Origin of the sequence: Ideonella sp. (assembly GCF_044358605.1) — a bacterium.
GTDB lineage: Bacteria > Pseudomonadota > Gammaproteobacteria > Burkholderiales > Burkholderiaceae_C > Ideonella.
In genome coordinates this window covers 31,503-49,646 of sequence record NZ_JBIKNQ010000020.1, presented here as the reverse complement: position 1 = coordinate 49,646, position 18,144 = coordinate 31,503, and the positions used below count along the sequence as shown (strand labels likewise).

Genomic DNA, 18,144 nt, shown 5'->3' with positions numbered 1-18,144 from the left:
GAGCTCAGCCCGAACCGTTCGGGCGCGCTCAGCGCGCTGTGTCCTCCGATATCTGGAGCAGGGCTCGGGTGTTGCCCACCATCGCCATGAGCTGAATCGGGAAGCCGCCTTCCGGCACCGCAGCAATCACCAGCGAGTTGTCTTCGGGCGTGTAGCGAATCCAGGCGGGTAAGGGGCTGCCGTCGCCCAGGGTCACTTGGATGGGTGTGCTGGACGCGGCCAGCTCGGCGGGCAAGGCCACCACAACGCCCAGGCCCGAGGTGGCCGTCCCCAAGGGGACGGTGATGGCCACCAAGCCCGCTGCGACGTTGGACGGAGCCTGCACCAGCGAAACGCGGACCCCGGCTGAGCTGCCGGTAGTGACCGAACCGGCCCCACTGCCGGACGAACCACCGCCGCTGGCGGCCTCACCCCCCGCACTGCCTGCGCCTCCGCCTGGGCTCTTGACAGGCACCACCGTGCTGATAGGGGCTGGCGGCGGCTGAACAATGGCCCCGGTGCCCGGAGCCGGGCTCACCGGCGGGGCCAACGGCGGTGGGCTGACCGGAGCCGGGCTAGGGGTGGGGCTCGGAGCAGGGCTCGGCGCAGGAGCAGGCGCAGGAGCAGGAGCAGGAGCAGGAGCAGGAGCAGGAGCAGGAGCAGGTGCAGGTGCAGGTGCAGGTGCAGGTGCAGGAGCAGGTGCAGGTGCAGGTGCAGGTGCAGGTGCTGGAGCTGGAGCTGGAGCTGGAGCTGGAGCTGGAGCTGGAGCTGGAGCTGGCGCTGGGCTAGGCGACGGTGCAGGCGAGGGCGCAGGGCTCGGAGCTGGCGCTGGACTAGGCGATGGAGCAGGGCTCGGCGCAGGTGCAGGTGCTGGAACAGGCGCTGGAACAGGCGCTGGAGCTGGAGCTGGAGCTGGAGCTGGGGCTGGCGCTGGGCTAGGCGATGGAGCAGGGCTCGGCGCAGGCGCTGGAGCTGGAGCAGGAGCAGGAGCCGGAGCCGGAGCAGGAGCAGGAGCAGGAGCAGGAGCAGGAGCAGGAGCAGGAGCAGGAGCAGGAGCAGGAGCAGGAGCAGGAGCAGGAGCAGGTGCAGGTGCAGGTGCAGGTGCAGGTGCAGGTGCAGGTGCAGGTGCTGGTGCTGGTGCTGGCGCTGGCGCTGGAGCTGGAGCTGGAGCTGGAGCTGGAGCTGGAGCTGGAGCCGGGCTGGGTGGTGGGTTCACAGGCGCGGCCACCTCGAAGCGCAGGCTGGTGGTCGCGCTGCTGCTGACGACCCCTCGGGCTGCGGACGCGGTAAACAGGTGTTCACCCGAGCTGAAGGCCGACCCAGCCTGCCAGGTCCATTGGCCTTGATCATTGGCTTGAACCTCGCCTACGCTGACGCCGTTGTGGAACACGGTCACTGTTGCCCCTGGGCTGGCTTGTCCCGTCACCACGGGCCACTGAGCCAGCGCGCCGGGGCCCTGGGGGGTGACCGAGCTGAGGCTGATGGGGGCCAAGGCCAAGCGTTGGGCGCTGGAGAGCTGGGCAATTTGAGGGGCCGTCAGCGCCGCCACTTGCGCGCTGCTGAACTGAGCCAGTTGGCTGGTGCTGAGCCCTGCCATTTGGGTGGCCGAGAAGGCCGCCACTTGGCTGCTGGTCAGCGCGCCAATTTGCGCGACAGACAGGCTGGTCATCTGGGTTACCGACAGGCCGCTGAGCTGAGTGGGCGAGAGCGCGGCGACCTGCGTGGTGTTCAGGGCTGCAAGCTGCGCGGTGCTGAGGGCCGCTACGTCGGCGGCACTCACACCAGCGATCTGCCCGCTGGACAAACTGGCCCATTGGGCGGGTGACAGGGCCGCGAGCTGGGCCGTGCTCAGCGCGTCGATCTGGTTGCTGGTCAAGGCGGCGAGCTGTGTGGCTTGCAAGGCAGCCAAGGCGCTGGGGGCCAAGGCGGCCAGTGCGGCATCGGTCAGCGCGGCCAGTTGGCTGGCGCTCAGGTCCGCCAGCTGCACACCGCTGAGGCCCGCTACTTGGACGGCACTGAGGCCGGCGAGCTGTGGCTGGCTCAGGCCCGCCAGCTGCGTGGCCGAGAGCGCCTCAATCTGGCTGGCAGAGAGCGCGCTGATTTGCTGGGCGGTCAGCGCCGCCAGTTGCGCGGCCGACAAAGCGGCCATTTGCGTGGCGGTCAGGGCTGCGCGTTGCGCGTCGGCCAGGCTGCTCAAGTCGGTGGGGCTCAGGCCCCCGATCTGGGTGGTGGACAAGCCTGCCAATTGGGCGGGTGTCAACACGGCAAGCTGTGCGGGGGTCAGCGCATCGATTTGGGCGGCGGACAAGGCACTCAGTTGCGAGGCTTGCAAGCTGGCCAGGGCCGTGGTGGGCATGGCCGCCAAGCCCGCGTCGCTGAGCGCGGCAATCTGTGCGGCGCTGAGGCTGGCCCATTGGCTGTCCGTCCACAGACTGAGTTGTGCCGGGCTGAGGCTGGCCAGTTGGGCACCTTGCAGGCCCGCCAGTTGGCTGGCGCCTAGCGCAGCCCATTGCGTGGACGACAAGGTCGCCAACTGGCTGGCCGTTAAACCTGCGACCTGGGTGACCGACAGGGCCGCCATCTGCGCGGCACTCAAGGCGGCCGTTTGGCTGCTGCTGAGTGCGCCAATTTGATCGGCCGTCAGTCCGCCCACCTGGGCGGTACTGAGGGCCGCCACTTGGCTGGGGCTGAGCGCGGCCAACTGGTTGAGGGTCAGGCTGGCCAAGGCCGCAGGGCTGATGGCGGCCCATTGGGTGGGCGACAGCCCGGCCAAGATGACGGGGTCCACGGCGGCCCATTGGCTGCCCTGCAGCCCGGCAATTTGGGTGGGCGACAGCGTCACCCATTGGCCCGCGCTGAGGCTGGCCAGTTGCGTGCCACTCAGGCCACTCAACTGGCTGGTGCTGAGTTGGCTGAGCTGGCTGTTGCTCAGCAGGGCTACTTGGGCGGGGGTCAGCGCTGCCATTTGGCTGGCGCTCAGGGCGGCCAGTTGGGCGCTGCTCATCCAGGCCAGTTGCTGGCTGCTCATGGCGGCCACTTGCGCGCTGCTGAGTTGTGCGATCTGGGCGGGGCTCAAGGTGGCCCACTCGGCCGAGTTGAGAGCCGCCACCTGGGAGGGGCTCAGCGTGGCGACATCCACCGTGTAGCCCACCGACAGCGCACCGCTGCCGCTGAGGGTGGTGGCCCCGGTGTAGCTCAGTGCGCCCGCCAGCGTCAACGCGCCCGCTCCGGCTTGCTCTAGCGTGCCCGTGCCGGAGATAGCGTTGGTGAAGGTGGTGGCGCTGCCATGGTTGACCACCATGCTGGCGTTGTTGACGATATCGCCCGCCACCGCACCGGTGCTGCCGCCGTTGCCCAGTTGCAGCACGCCGCCGTTGATGGTGGTGGTGCCGGTGTAGGTGTTGTCGGCCAGCAGGCTCAGTCGGCCTGGGCCCTCTTTGGTGAGCGAGCCTGTGCCCAAGGCGATGGGGTCAGCCACCTCGGTGTTGCCACTCCCACCGATGGTGAGTGAGTGGTTGGCGGCGGTGATGGCATCGCCGCTGCTGACGTTGAGGCTGAGCAGGCCCGCATCGCTTTGGATGCGGCTGTCGCTTCCCAGTGTGATGGGGGCGCTGAGGCTGTTGTTGCCGCTCAGGCTGCGCAGGGCCCCGCCGCCGTTTAGGCCGCTGCCGTTGAGGGTGAGGGCCTCCGCAAGGGTCACGCCGCCTTGCAGGGCCAGGGTGGCTCCGCTGGCCACGGTGGTGCCACCCGCACTGCTGCCCAGGGCATTGTTATGGGCGGCTACCAGGGTGCCGCCGCTCACCGTGGTGGCACCGGTGTAGCTGTTGGCACCCGCCAGGGTGGCGGTGCCGGTGCCGCTCTTGGTGAGCGTGGAGGCACCTGTGGCAATGACCCCCTGGATGTTGACATCGCCCGCGCCCGAGAGGCTGAGGTTTTGGTTGCCGCTGATGGCGTTGCCGCTGCCGGGGGCCAGAATCAGACTCCCCGCATCGACGGTGATGGTGGCGGCAGCACCTGTCAGTACCACGGTGCTGGTGAGGGTGTTGTCGCCCGACAGATTGCGCAGCGTGCCGCCTGAGGCAGGGCTGGCCGCGCCCAGGGTGATGGGGGTGGCCAAGCTGATGTCGCCGCTGAGGCCTAGGGTGGCACCGTTGCGGACGGTGGCGCTGCCGCTGCCCAAGGCGCCGTTGTGGGCGGCCACCAGGGTCGCGGTCGTCACGGTGGTGCCGCCGCTGTAAGTGTTGGCTGCGTTGAGGGTGGCGCTGCCCGTGCCCGTTGAGCTGATGTTGAGCGCGCCGCTGCCCAGTTGCAGCGCACCGTTGACCACCAGATCGCCGCCATTCACGGCGATGTTCAGGGCCGTGTTGTTAGCGCTCAGCGCTGGCCCGCTGGTGGGGGCCAGGGTCAGCGTGCCGCTGCTGATGTCGAGGGTGGTGTTGCCACCGGCGGTGATGCTGCCGGTGAGCGTGTTGTTGCCGCCGACATTGCTCAAGGTGGTGGAGCCGGTGGTGGTGATGGCCTCCGCAGAGCTGCCGATATTGAGCAGCTCCAGCCGCGCCCCGGCGGCCAGGGTGGTGCCACCTTGGCTGCTGCCCAGCGCGTTGGCCCCCGAGGCCAGCAGGGTGCCGCCGCTGCCCAGCACCGATGTGGTGCCGGTGTAGCTGTTGTCGCCCGACAGCGTGACTTTGCCGCTGGTGCCGGTGCTCTGGAGGTTGCCACTGCCTGAAATGGCACCCGACAAATTCAGCGCGCTGTCGGTGCGCGCCACAACCAAGGTGCCGTTGTTGACGATGTCGCCCACCACGCCGCCCGTGCTGCCGCCACTGCCCAGTTGCAGCGTGCCTGCGGCAATGGTGGTGCCGCCGCTGTAGCTGTTGTCGGCGTTGAGCACCACGCTGCCGCTGCCGTCTTTGACCAGCGCACCGCTGCCCAATGCCAGCGTGTCAGCCACGGAGACGTTGCCTGCGCCGCCCAGGGTCAGTTGCTGGGTGCTGCCCGTCACGGCTGCGCCACTGGCGACATCCAAGGTCAAGGTGCCGGCATCGCTGCTGATGCGGCTGTCTGCCGCCAGGGTGATGGCACCGCGCACGGTGTTATTGCCCGAGAGGCTGCGCAGTGCGCCTGCCCCGTTGGCCCCGCTGCCGCTCAAGCTCAGCGGCTCGGCCGCCAGCAAGATGCCGCCTTGCAGGCCGAGGGTGGCCCCGTCGGCCACCGTGGTGCCGCTGGCGGTGCTGCCTAAGGCATTGGCATGGGCGGCTGTCAAGGTGCCCGCGCTGATGGTGGTGGCACCGGTAAAGGTGTTGTTGCCCGACAGCACAAGGCTGCCGCTCCCCGCCTTGGTGAGGCTGCCGCTGCCGCTGATGACGCTGCTGGTGCTGAGCGAGCCTGTGGTGTCAAACACCAAGCTGCCGTTGTTGGCCACCGCCCCCGTCAGCGAGCCGCTGCTGCCGCCGTCGCCCACGCGCAGCGTGCCGCCGCTGTTGATGGTGGTGAGGCCGGTGGAGGTGTTGCTGCCGGTCAGCGTGAGGGTGCTGCCAGCGGTCACGTTGAGTGTGCCCGCACCGCTGACGTTGCCGCTCAGAGTCACCGGCGTGCTACGGTTGACGGCCAGGCTGCCGCTGTTGACGATGGCACCCGCCACGCTGCCGGTGGTGCCGCCGTTACCCAGGGTCAGGGTACCCGCACTGACCGTGGTGGTGCCCGTGGCCACAGAGTCGCCCGTGAGCGTGAGATTGCCCGCCCCCGCCTTGGTCAAGCGGTTGGCACTGCCCCATAGCGCACCACTCATGGTGCTGGCTGCGCTGTGGGTCAGGCTGAGGAGACCCGTGCCGTCGAGGGTGACATTGGCACTTTGGGTGATGGCTGCGCCGCTGATGGTCAGGGCGGAGAGCGGGCTGCTGCTGCCCACCGCACCGGTGAGCGTGACGTTGCCGGTGCCTGCATTGACCGTCAGGCTGCGAGGGCTGCTGTCGCTGTCGATGGTGCCGCCCAGGGTGATGGCTTGATTGCTGGTGGACACGGTGGCATTGCCCAGCACGGTCAGCGGGCCGTTGAGTGTCATGGCCCCGGTGCTGCTGAGGGTGCCCCCCAGGCTCGCTGGCCCGGCAAACGTGAAAGCACCCGTCAAGGCCAAGGTGCCTGCGCTTTGCTGCAAAGCACCGGCTTGCAAGCCCGTTGCGCCAATGTTGAGCGTGCCGCCGGTTTGCGCCAGTGTGCCTGTGCCCAGGTTCAGGCCGGTGATGTTGACGGCGGGCTCGCCCCCAGGTGGGTTGAAGGTGATGAGGGTGCCCGAGGGCGCGGAGACCAAGGCCACGTTGCTGCGGTCGGGCACGGCACCGCCGGCCCAGTTGGCGCTGTCGAACCAGTTGCCGCTCAGTCCACCCGTCCATGCCACTGAGGCCAGTTGGGTGATGTTGGCCGTGAGGCCGGTCGGGTTGGTGAGGCTGTAGTTGGACGCGGCCGAGCCACTGAGGCTTAGGTTGCTCACGGTTACAGCTTTGGCCGTGCCCACGTTTTTGTCTGCAAAGCTGGCGCTGTGGCCGCCGCCAAAGCTGACCTGGCCGATGTCACCGGCCAGCACACCGGTGAGCGTGCCGATGCTGCTGAGTGTGGCACTGGCGGTGCCGTCATAGGGCTTGTGCGCCACCGTTGTGCCACTGAGCGTCAAAGGCTTGGGGGTGATGGTCCAGAGCGTGGCGTCTCCGGCCCCCACGATGCTGAAGCTGGCGCTGTTGAAGCTGAGGCCACTGCCGTAGTTCAGCAGGTAACTGCCCACTGAACTGCTGGCGGTCGGCGGGGTGCCGCTCAGCGTGAGTCCACTGACGGTGTAGTCGATGAAAGGGGCTGCGCCCACGCGCAAGCCGCCGCTCGCAGCGGTATAAAAGCCCAGCGTGTAGTCGGGGGTGCTGCCGTAGACGCTGCTGAAGTCGCTGCCCGTTGGGTCATTGAACCGCACGTACAGCGGCACCGAGGCGGCGACCAGCTTGGTGCCCGTCACGCCGCTGTAGTCGCCGGTGAAGCTGCCGCTGCCGATGAGAGCCAGGCTGCCGCTGCCCGCGAGCGCCTTGGCCCAAGTGATATTGCCGTTGGCCACCAGAGTCAGCACCTTGTTGGCCGCGATGGTTTGGCTGCTCCCCCTGGCCGTGAAATTGAGCGAGGTGCCTGCATCGACGCTGACGGTGGCGTCGCCGCTGAGGGTGACGGCCCCGGCGTAGGTGTTCTGACCGGCCACATTGTGAACAATGCCGCCGTCAGCCAAGGTCAGTGCTTCAGCGCCGATGGCCAGGTTGCCACTGCCGCTGCCCAGGCGCAGCACCGCGCCCGTGGCCACGGTAGTACCACCGGCCGTGGTCCCCAGGGCAGTGTCGGATTGAGCATGCAGCACACCGCCGCTGACGGTGGTGGCCCCGGTGTAGGTGTTGTTGCCGGACAGTGTGAGGCTGCCTGCCTCTTGCTTGGTGAGCGTGCCAGTCCCGATAGCCACAGGCCCGCTGATGCTGATGTCGCCTGCGCCGCCTAAGGTCAGTGCAAACGCGCCTGTCACGGCATTGCCGCTGCTGGGTGCCAGGGTTAGAGTGCCCGCATCACTCTTGATGCTGCTGGCGGCCGTTTGCGTGACCGTGCCGGTGAGGGTGTTGTTGCCGCTGGTGCTGCGCACCGCCCCACCGCCACCAACGCCGCTACCGGCGATAGACAGGGCCTCGGCCAGGCTGATGCCGCCGCTGAGCTCCAGCGTGGCACCGCTGGCCACCGTGGTGCCGGCAGCAGTGGTGCCCAGAGCGTCAGAATGGTTCACGCCAACCTTGCCTGCGCTGATGAGCGTGCTGCCGGTGTAGGTGCTGGCACCCGCCAAGTTGAGCGTGCCGGCGCCGTCCTTGGTCAAGACGGTGCCGCTGCCCGTGCCGGCAATCGGTGCCATGACGCTGGTATTGCCCGCACCGCCGACGGTCAGGCCGTTGGTCCCCAAATTGATGGCATTGCCGCTGAGTGCTTGCAGACTCAATGTACCGGCATCGGAATTAATGCGGGCGGCACCTGTGGCGGTGATCAGACCAGTCAGTGTGTTGGTGCCCGACAGATTGCGTATCGCGCCGTCTGACGCGGGGCCCTGGCCGGTGATGTTGATCGCGTTACCGAGCGTGATATTGCCTTGCAGGGCCAGTGAACCACTGGCACTGACGGTGACCAATCCGCTGCCGATGGCAGAGCTATGGGTGGGCACCAATCGCCCACCAGTCACGGTGACGGAAGGCAGGGCGTTTTGGCCCGAGAGCGTGAGCGTACCCGCCCCGGTTTTGCTGAGCACCGCAGAACCGGTCAACGTCATGTCGGAGGCGACCACGGCGTTGCCAGCGCCACTGAGGCCACTGGTGAAGCTCAAAGACGGGGTGCCGCTGGCAGCGCTGATGGTGGCGCTGCTGGCCAGGTTGAGGGTGCTGGTGCTGCTGATGCCGATCGTGCTGTTGCCAGTGAGGTTGATGGGGCCGGTCAGGGTGTTGTTGCCGGAGATGCTGTGCAGGCTGCCTTGGCTGAAGTAACCGTTGCCGGCCAAAGACAGACTGTTGGCCACGGTGATGTTGCCCTGCAGCTCGGCGCTGCCTGTGCCGGTGACGGTGACAGCACCGCTGCCAAAAGCATTGCTATGGCTGGCGATCAAGCGGCCTGAGCCTATGTTCACTGGTCCGCTGAAGCCGCTGTTATCGCCCGATAGGGTGAGCGAGCCATTGCTTGCTGAGCCGACGCTGAGAGTGCCGTTGCCGGACAACTGGCCGGCGTAAGTCCAGAATTGATTGGAGCCCGGCACCACAGACAGCGTGCTGTTGTTAACGATGTTACCGCTGTGTGAGCCCGCCATAGTCAGCGTGCCGGCCGCCACGGTGGTGGTGCCGGTGTAGTTGCGGGCACCGTTCTGAACCAAGGTGCCCGTGCCCCACTTGGTCAGACTCCAACTGCCCCCGCTCTCGCCGATGGCACCGTTCAAGGTCAACGTCGCAGCGCCGCTCGCCCCCAAGCTAGCGTCCCCCGTCAGCGTAATGCTGTTGCCGGCACCCCAGGTGTTGGTGTCAAACACGGCACCGCTGTTGGCAACGCCGTGGCCCGCGATGAGCAGTGCATTTGAGGGCGGGCGGCTGTTCAGGTTCAAGGCCCCGCCGTCGGTGATGGTGATGGCGCCTGAACCCCAAGATGCAGCTGATTGCTCGGACGTGACGATGCCGCCGGCGATGACAAAGCCCCCGAGGCCCAAGCCGGACCCGAGGATGTAGCCCCCGACGGGCATCGATCCGGTGCCCAACTTGGTGAGAATGCCGGTGCCCAGCTGGGCGTCATACAGGGAGAGACTACCGCCGCCCGTGATGGTGAGGTTGGTATTGGAGCCGGTGAAGATGGTGTCCAAGCGTGCCGGGGTGTCGATAAACACCTTGGCATTGCCGACAAGGGAAATGTTTTGTGAAGTGGCGTAGGTGGTTACCAAGTAGCCGCTCAAAACCTGGAATGCCCCAGCGTTATCCACTCCGTCGCCGCTCAGAGTCAGGGTCTCTAAGAAGTTTTGGAACGTGGTGCCTCCACCGTTGAACTGCAAACTGGCCCCATCGCTGACGACCGTGCCATTGGTGCTGCCGCTGGCCGTGCTGCCCAGGGCATTCCAGTGGTTAGCGCGAAGCGTGCCTTCGGTGATTCGGGTGATCCCGGTGTAGTTGTTGCTGGCACTGAGCACCAAGCTACCCGTGCCTGATTTGGTGAGACCACCACTGCCCGAGACCGCGCCTGATTGCGTGAGGGTCGCGGCGCTGCCGACGTTGACCATCGCACTGCCACTCAAGGCGAGGGTGCCGGTGTGGGAGGCGCTCCCAGAATTGTTGGACAGAGTGCCTGAGACGGTGAAGGCCTCAGCACCAATGCTTAAGCCCCCAAGGTCTAGCGTGGCCCCGGCGCTGACTGTGGTGCCGCTGCCCGTGCCCCCCAAGGCGCTGGTATGCCCCAGCGCCAAGGTGCCACCTGAAAGTGTGGTGCTACCGGTATAAGTGTTGGCACCCGTCAGTGTCAGTGTGCCTGAGCCTTGCTTGTTGAGACTGCCACTGCCTGAAAGTACGCCGCTGTAGCTGCCGCTGCCGGCCAGGTCCAGCACGAGCGCGCCACTGGCACCGATGCTGATGTTGCCGCTGCCGCTGATGGCCCCGCCCGCAATCAAGGTGAGCGTGCGGCTTGATGGGATCGTCACACTGTCACTGACCACGATGTCACCATCGCCCACCGCCGGGGCACCGGCATAGCCTGCCCCACTGGCGCTGCTGGTCAGAATGCTGATGTTGGCACCGCTCAGCGCTGTGCTGAGCTGGGCGCCGGTGAGCTGGCCGCCGTTGGGGGCGATCAGGTAGTCATACGGGTCCAGCAGCCACAGGCCCGCACCGCCCTGAGCGTCGCGGGTGTCGACGCGCAGGCTGGCGGCGGTGGACAGCCGAGCGCCCGAGGTTTCGACCCGGCCACCGCGGCCTTGGCCCGCACCACGGGCGGCGATCTCGCCCGCCGCTTGGGTCAGGCCGTCTTCGGCCTTCAGGTCACTCCACAACACGGCTTCGCCGCCCGAGCCCTCGCGAGTGGCGGAGACATCGATGCGCGCGCCTTCGGCCATCGTCACTTGGCGGGCTTGGGCCATGTTGCCGCTGCCTTGCCAGCCCCCGCCCACGTGAACGGTGCCACCGCCCGTGGCACCAGTGGCCGTGGTCACGCTGGTGCTGGCCAGGCTGATGTCGTCGCCTTCTAGGACGATGCGCCCGCCTTGGTTCAGCAGGCTGGAGGCGTTGAGCTCGCCGCTGCTGCGGATCACACCTGCTTGCAAACGGCTGGCTCCGCTGGCCGACAGAATGATCAGGCCGTCGGGGGCCAGCACCGCGTGGCCGTTGTCCACCAGCGTGGCAATGGCCGACGGCGTGGTTTGAAGGCTGGCTAAGCGCTTGTCGCCCTCAAAGCGCAGGGAGATGGTCTCACCACTCGCCATGGCCACCGTGCCGGCTTGGGCCAAGACCACGCCTTGATTGCGAACTTCGGGGGCTAGCAGGGCGATGTAGCCACCGAGGCTGCTGCGCAAGTCGCCTTGGTTGACCACGGCCCCGGTGCTGCCAGCGCGCTGCAACTCGGTGCGCCCTGCCATGAAGGCGCTGTCGTCGATGCGGTGGGTGGTGGCCAGCAAGCCGCCCACATCGACGCGGGCGCTGCGGCCGAACAGCACGCCGTCGGGGTTGCTGATGAAGACCTGGCCAGGGGCGCTGATCTGTCCCAAGATGGTGCTTTGCCCGCCACCCAATACCCGGTTCAGCGTGACGGACTGGGCCGACGGCTGTTCAAAGCGGAGACTGGCCTGCTGGCCGAGGTTGAAGGTGTCCCAGTTCAGCACCGCGCGGTGGCTGGTTTGTTGAATGGTGAGGCTGGTGGCATGGGGGGCCTTGATGACGGTGGCCTGACCCGCCACCACCTGAGCCCCTGTAGGCAGGGTGAGTGGGTCAATGGCCGAGAGCGCTTCAGCCCAGGCCGAGGAAGGGCCGAAGGCCGCCATGAGGGCCGCCGCCACCGCTGCACTGAGGCGTGTCGCCCGCCCCGACTTGCCACGACCACGGGCGGTTTCAGGCACGGCCTGCCAACGTTGTTGGCGGGTATTCCAGACTAGGCGGTAGATGTGGTTCAAGCTGTGCATGGTGGTGGGGATCGGTCAATGGGGAGAGGCGAGGAAAGAGCGGTGTCGAAGAAGATGACTCTTGTCCTGGTATCGACATTGCCTCGCCGTGGTTGAGGGGTTTCTGCGCCGCGGCGGCCTGATGCGCCAACCTCAGAAGCTGAGGGTGGCGCTGAACCAGGCTTGAATCGCTCGGCGTGAGCCATCTTGATAGGCACCGCTGGCCGATGGGCTCGGGTGCTGGCCGATGCGGCGTGCCACGGTTGCCTGGAGCTGTGCCGAGGGCAGGGGTGTCCAGATGGCATAGGCACCGGCACCGCTGAGCCCGTAGTTGTTGGGCGCGCCTGTGTCGAGCAAGCTCTGGCCGCTGGGCGACAAGGGTTGGGCATAGACGCGGATGCGGCCGGTGTCATAGAAGCCGGCCAGCACCCATTGGTCGGTGAGGCGGCGTCGAAACTCCACGCGCACCAACTGCCCGCTGGAGCCACTGGCTTCGTTGGCCGGGTAAGCGCGCACGCCCGAGAGCCCGCCCAGGCTCATGCGCTCGGCAGAGTCGAGGTTGCGAGCGCTGTACTGGGCGGACGCACTGATGAAGAGGCTGGCGTCGCCCGGCAGGTTTTGCTGGCGCGTGAGCTGCACATTCCAACGCTGATAGCGCCCTGCGGTGCGGGCCGAGACTGCATCAGCCGCTTGGTTGGGAGACCCAGCGAGATCGATCTGGCCTGCGGTGGCGCTCACGGCGGCGCTGTTGGCCCCGCCGCCCCATCGGTTATCGAACAGATTGCCCGACAGCTCGGCTTGCAGGCTGCGGCCACCATAGTGTGAGCTGACACTGCCTGCGGCACTGTTGTGGTAGCGCTTGGACTCGCCCATGAGGCTGACATTCAGGTTGGCCATGCGGCTGCGCAGCACGGGCCAGGTGGCCGACCCGCCCACGGTGCTGGAGCGACCACGGGCCTGGAGTCCCGCGAAGTCGGCGCTGATGACGCGGTAGTCCACTTGTGAGGCCCAGGCCTGCACACGCTGGCCACCCGGCCCCAGGGGCAGGCCGTAGCCCAGGCGTAGATAGCGGCTGCCCTCAGACACCAAGGCGTTGAGCTGGGCTTGGTCGCCCCAGCCGAGAGGGCTGTTGAGTGAGAGTTGCAGGGTGACGCGCTCAGCGCCTACTGAGCGGCTCCCGGCGTTGTCCAATTGCGCGCTGCCCGACAGCAGCACATCGTCGGCCACTTCTAGCACCAGCTCGGTGTCGCCAGGGCGCTCACCAGGGGCTAGGCTGCCGGTGACGGCCACGCCCGGCAGGTCGTCCATCAGAAGCAGCGCGCGGTTCATGGCATCGGTGTCCAGAAGCTCACCGGGTCGCAATTGGGCCGCCGCAAAGTCCAGCAATTGTTGGGGCCGCACCCGCTCAGGGAGCTTGCCACCCATGCGGGTGGCGGCAAAGCGGGCCTCCTGGATGTGGATGGTGAGCACACCGTCGGTCACATCTTGTCGCCCCAATCGGGTGGTGGCCATGCGGCCGTAGCGCTGGTAGGTGGCTGCGACGCGCTCAGCGGCTGATTGCAGCCCGGCCAGGTCCAAAGGGGTGTTGAGCCAAGGGAGTAGGGCGGCCTGCAAGATCTCGTCGCTCAGCGCCGTTTGACCATGCAGCACAAAAGAGCGAATCACCACGCTGGCGGCCCCGGGGCGCGGCGGCGGTGGCCCGTCCAGCTCGGTGGGCAGGGGTTGGCGAGTGGTCTCTGTGGGCCTGCTGCTGTCGAGCTGCCGGGTCACACTGCCAGCATCGGGCAGGGTTGGGGCCACTGAGGGGCTGTTGCTCTGCGCACCGGCGGCCACAGGCAGTGCCAGCAGCAGCGCTTGACACCATCTCAAGCCATTCGGCGAGCGGTGGTTATGGATGGCGCTAACGGATGAGCGCAGTCGCTGCGGCGTGTCGGCTTCTGGGGGGGGCATCATAGGTGGCGGCTCGCTAGGCGGTTGTTGAGTAGGCGAACGCCTGCCGCTCGGCCAAAACGAAGCGGCAGGCAAACGACACCATTGTGAACCCGCCCAGGGCTCAACCATCGCCGAATAAAGTCCTCAGTCATAGGGCATTTTCTGAACCAGCCTTGGGTGACAGGGGCCGACGAGGAGAGGCGAGCTCCGTCGGCCTTGCCTGATCAGGCGAAGCTGTCCGCCATCAGCGCTTTGAACCAGGTGTTCATCTGGTCAAAGTTGTCGCCGCTCCAGCCGATGGACGCGCCCGAGGCGTTGGCCACGGGGGTCATCAGGCGGGTCACCGGGTCGTACTGGAATACCGCCTCCAGCCATGAGGCTTGGGTCATGGTGATGGTGGAGAAGCAAGCCGAGTTGGTGACGGGCGCTGGGTCGGGTTGCTCGCCCGCAAAGGCGCGCACGATGGCGTCTGCACAGACCTTGGCCTCTTGGTTGGCAATGTGGCCGGCCTTGGGCTGGGTGGTTGCGCTGCTGTCGCCAATGATGTGCACGCCAGGGCTGACGGTGCTTTCGTAGTTGAGCACGCTGACGCCTGCAAAGCGGCCTTCGGTGGCGTTGGCCAGGCCGGTGGCGGCCACGATGGGGCCGCAACGCTGGCGCGGGATCAGGTTGATCACGTTGCCGCTGACCGGGCCGGTGGTGGTTTGCAGTGTCATGCTGGCGGCGTCGGCCGAGAGCACCTCGGTGTTGGTGCGGTACTCAATGACACTGCCGTGCAGGTTGAAGAAGGCGTTTGAGAAGTTGTCCTTCTCGGTCACAAAGTCGGGGTTGGCATCCAACACCAGCAGCTTGGCTTGGCGCTTGTTCTTCTTCAGCCAATCGGCCAGCAAGCAGGCGCGCTCGTAAGGCCCAGGGGGGCAGCGGTAGGGCACTTTGGGGATGCTCATCACCACGGTGCCGTTGGAGGGCATGGCCAGCAGTTGTTGGCGCAGGGTGGTGGTTTGCACACCGGCTTGCCAAGCGTGGGGCATGGCCAGCGGGTTGGTCAGGCCGGGTACCGGGTCAAAGCTGATGCCGGGCGCCATGACGATGCGGTCGGCCACCAGCACTTTGCCGCTGGCCAGGGTCACTTTTTTGCCCGCAGGGTCCACGGCCAGCACTTCATCGGTCAGCACCTTGACGCCGTACTTTTGCTTCAGCGTGGTGTAGGCGTATTGCAGGCTGGTGATCGTGCGCTGCCCGGTCAGCACCAGGCTGCTCATGATGTTGCTGGTGTACTTGGCGTTGCGGTCGATCAGGGTGACATCGATGTTGGTGCCCCACAGGCGCAGGTACTTGGCCAGCGTGGTGCCTGCCATGCCGCCACCGATGATGATGACGCGGGCGTTGGCCTTGAGCGGCCCGGTTTGCGCATAGCTCAGGGGCAGCAGGCCTGCAGCGGCAGCGGCCATCAGCCACTGGCGGCGGTTCAGGGTGGGGTGGCTCATGGGGCGCTCCTCAGGGCAGTTTTGGGTTGTTGCGCAAACCAGGTGGAGAGGGCGCGCAGTTGGTCGTCGGTGTAGCCCCAAGAGTGCTTGGCCATGATGCCGTTGCCTTCTTTGCCGGACTGGAACTCTTTCATTTCTTCAAAAATCTCGTTGGCCGACTTGCCCGCGATGCGGTCAAAGCCCGGGCCTGCGCCATTGGTGCCGTGGCACTGAAAGCAGTTAGAAGCCAAGAGGCGGCCCGCCGGGACGGCAGACACGCCCGGGGCCTGCAAGGCGGTGCTGAGGGTCAGGCTGGCAAGTGCCGAGCCCAAGAGGAGGGGGATGCGCATGGATGGATCTCCGGTGAAGTCTTGGCGGCTGGCAGGGGCCCTGTCAGTTTCAAGAAAGTGCATATTGCACATCATAAATATTAGAACTGAACGAAATATTAAGTGTGTGGCGGCTTGTAAGTGCCTGGCGGGGTGTGAACGCGGCCACCCATGCGACACTGTCAGCCCACTGACACAGCCTGGAGCACCCCGTGGCCGAGCCCCGCATGAGCACCCCCGATGAGATCGAAGCCCTGGACGACGTCTGCCGCCAAATGGCGGGTTTTGAAGAGGCGGTGTCTGTGGAGTGGCTGGACGGCTATATGACGGCCCTGGCCGCCGGGCCGCGTCGCATCCCCATGGATGAGTGGCTGGAGAAAATGGCCGACGGCGTGTTCGCCCGCGCCTTTGCCGACCCCGAAGTGGCCGTGCCTGCCCGAGCAGCCTTGGAGCAGCGCTGGGAGATCATCCTGGAGCAGTTGGACCCCGAAGAGCTAGTCGAGCACGAAGATGTGATGCGCTTGGCGCCGCTGATGATCGAGCTGACCGAAGAAGACAAGCAGCGCTTGGTGGCTGAGGGCCACATCAAGCCCGAAGAGCTGGACCTGCTGGAGCCCACGGGCGAGGTCTGGGCCTATGGCTTCATGGAGGCCACACGTGACTTCCCCGCAGACTGGCCCGAGCCTGATGTCGAGACCGAAGACGGGCAGTTCTACGATGAATGCCTGATGCGTGTGATCTCACTGACCCTGAACGCTGAAGAGCTGAAGGAAATGGCCGAGGACATGTACGAGGGCGAAGAGCTGACCCGCGACGAGTTGGTGGAAGAGGCGCTGTACGGTGCCCAAGACCTGCGCGTTTATTGGCTGAGCCACCAACCCAAGCCCCCACAGCGCCGCGTGGGCGAGCTGCCCGGCCGCAATGACCCTTGCCCCTGCGGCAGCGGCAAGAAGTTCAAAAAGTGCCACGGCGCACAAATGCAATAAACAAGCCAGTGAGTGCGGCCATGAGCGAGCAGATTCAAGATCAAGACTTGGCGGGGCGGCACATCGTGCTGGGCCTGACGGGAGGCATTGCCTGCTACAAGGCGGCCGAGCTGACGCGCCTGCTCACCAAAGCGGGCGCCACGGTGCAGGTGGTGATGACCGAAGGCGCGCAAGCCTTCATCACCCCGGTGACCATGCAAGCCCTCAGCAACCGGCCGGTCTACACCAGCACCTGGGATGCCCGCGAGGGCAACAACATGGCGCACATCAACCTCTCGCGCGAGGCGGATGCAATTGTGGTGGCGCCCGCCAGTGCCGACTTCATGGCCCGCTTGGTGGCCGGTGTCACCGACGACCTGTTGAGCCTGCTGTGCCTGGCCCGCCCGCGCGACACCGTGCCCCTGCTGCTGGCCCCCGCCATGAACCGCGAAATGTGGAGCCACCCGGCCACCCAGCGCAATGTGGCCCAGGTGCAGGCCGATGGCGCGTACTTGCTGGCCCCGGCCTCGGGCGCGCAAGCCTGCGGCGAGGTGGGCGAGGGCCGCATGCAAGAGCCTGAAGAACTGCTGCAAGGCTTGGTAGCGTTTTTTCAGCCCAAGGTCTTGGCGGGGCGGCGGGTGCTGATCACCGCCGGGCCTACCTATGAAGCCATAGACCCGGTGCGTGGCATCACCAATTTATCCAGCGGCAAGATGGGCTTTGCGCTGGCCCGTGCTGCCGCAGAAGCCGGTGCCCAGGTGACCTTGGTCGCCGGGCCGGTGCACCTGGACACGCCCTTGGGCGTGACCCGCCTGAACGTGAAGAGCGCGCAGCAGATGCTGGACGCCGTGCTGCCCTTGGCGGCGGCCCATGATGTGTTCGTGGCCACGGCCGCAGTGGCCGACTGGCGGCCTGCCGCGCTGGCCGAACACAAGATAAAGAAGGACGGCTCGGGCCAGGTGCCGCAGATCGCCATGACCGAGAACCCCGACATCCTGGCCACCGTGGCCGCCTTGCCCAAGCCACCCTTGTGCGTGGGCTTTGCGGCGGAGAGCCAAGACGTGGCCCACCATGCGCGCCAAAAGCTGCTGCGCAAAAAGGTGGCCTTGGTGGTGGGCAACCTGGGCCCGGCGACCTTTGGCCAAGACGACAACGCGCTGCTGCTGGTGGACGCCCAGGGTGACCAGCCCCTGCCGGCCGATGGCAGCCGCGCCCCTAAGCTGGCGCTGGCGCGCGCGCTGGTACGCGAGATCGCGCGCAGGCTGCCCGCCGCCTGAATTCTTTCCTATCCGTGAGCCGGGGCACAAGCCAGAGGCACACGGCTCAACACGCTTGAAGACCGACCATGACCACTGTTGACCTGCGCGTGCTGGACGCACGCATGGACGCCCATTTGCCCGCCTATGCCACCCCCGGCAGCGCGGGCCTGGATTTGCGCGCCTGCCTGGATGCCGCCTTGGTGCTAGAGCCGGGGCAGACCCAGCTCATCCCCACCGGCTTGGCAGTGCACATTGCGGACCCAGGGCTCGCGGCCATGATCCTGCCGCGCTCGGGGCTGGGCCATAAGCACGGCATCGTGCTGGGCAATTTGGTGGGCTTGATCGACTCGGACTACCAGGGCCAGCTGATGGTGAGTTGCTGGAACCGGGGTTCCACGCCCTTCACCATCGAGCCCATGGAGCGCATCGCGCAGATGGTCATCGTGCCGGTGGTGCAGGTGGGCTTCAGGCGGGTGGAGGCTTTTGGTGAGAGCGAACGCGGTGCCGGGGGGTTTGGCTCCACGGGCACGCGCTGACAACAACGGC

At 66.7% G+C, this 18,144-nt stretch carries 7 protein-coding genes; 3 read left to right on the top strand and 4 right to left on the bottom strand.

The features are described from left to right. Positions 1-28: 28 nt before the first annotated feature. From ACIQ3Q_RS09200 to ACIQ3Q_RS09185, 4 genes are all read right to left on the bottom strand, one after another. Positions 29-11,668: an autotransporter-associated beta strand repeat-containing protein gene (locus ACIQ3Q_RS09200; RefSeq protein WP_396268778.1), complete on the bottom strand. Its 11,640-nt coding sequence runs from the start codon at positions 11,666-11,668 to the stop codon at positions 29-31. A 132-nt stretch (positions 11,669-11,800) separates the two neighbouring features. After that, entirely contained in the window at positions 11,801-13,600 is a 1,800-nt protein-coding gene (locus ACIQ3Q_RS09195; protein WP_396268777.1) for a ShlB/FhaC/HecB family hemolysin secretion/activation protein, read from the bottom strand. 203 nt (positions 13,601-13,803) lie between these two features. Continuing rightward, positions 13,804-15,066 carry an NAD(P)/FAD-dependent oxidoreductase gene (locus ACIQ3Q_RS09190; protein WP_396268776.1) on the bottom strand — a complete coding sequence of 421 codons (1,263 nt, stop codon included), beginning with the start codon at positions 15,064-15,066 and terminating at the stop codon, positions 13,804-13,806. Beyond that, positions 15,063-15,395 (bottom strand): c-type cytochrome, encoded by a 333-nt coding sequence (locus ACIQ3Q_RS09185; protein WP_396268775.1) that lies wholly within the window; start codon positions 15,393-15,395, stop codon positions 15,063-15,065. Before ACIQ3Q_RS09185 ends, ACIQ3Q_RS09190 begins: the two co-directional genes overlap by 4 nt. Before the next feature lie 206 nt (positions 15,396-15,601). Here ACIQ3Q_RS09185 and ACIQ3Q_RS09180 point away from each other — a divergent pair, with 206 nt between their 5' ends. The 3 genes from ACIQ3Q_RS09180 (at position 15,602) to dut (ending at position 18,134) form a co-directional block, all read left to right on the top strand. Next, a complete protein-coding gene (locus tag ACIQ3Q_RS09180) occupies positions 15,602-16,360 on the top strand; it encodes a UPF0149 family protein (RefSeq protein ID WP_396268774.1) in 759 nt (252 codons plus the stop codon). Positions 16,361-16,380: 20 nt separating this feature from the next. Then, complete coding sequence (gene coaBC, locus ACIQ3Q_RS09175) at positions 16,381-17,616, top strand: bifunctional phosphopantothenoylcysteine decarboxylase/phosphopantothenate--cysteine ligase CoaBC (RefSeq protein ID WP_396268773.1); 1,236 nt, start codon at positions 16,381-16,383, stop codon at positions 17,614-17,616. A gap of 68 nt (positions 17,617-17,684) precedes the next feature. Beyond that, a complete protein-coding gene (gene dut, locus ACIQ3Q_RS09170) occupies positions 17,685-18,134 on the top strand; it encodes a dUTP diphosphatase (RefSeq protein WP_396268772.1) in 450 nt (149 codons plus the stop codon). Positions 18,135-18,144: the final 10 nt, after the last annotated feature.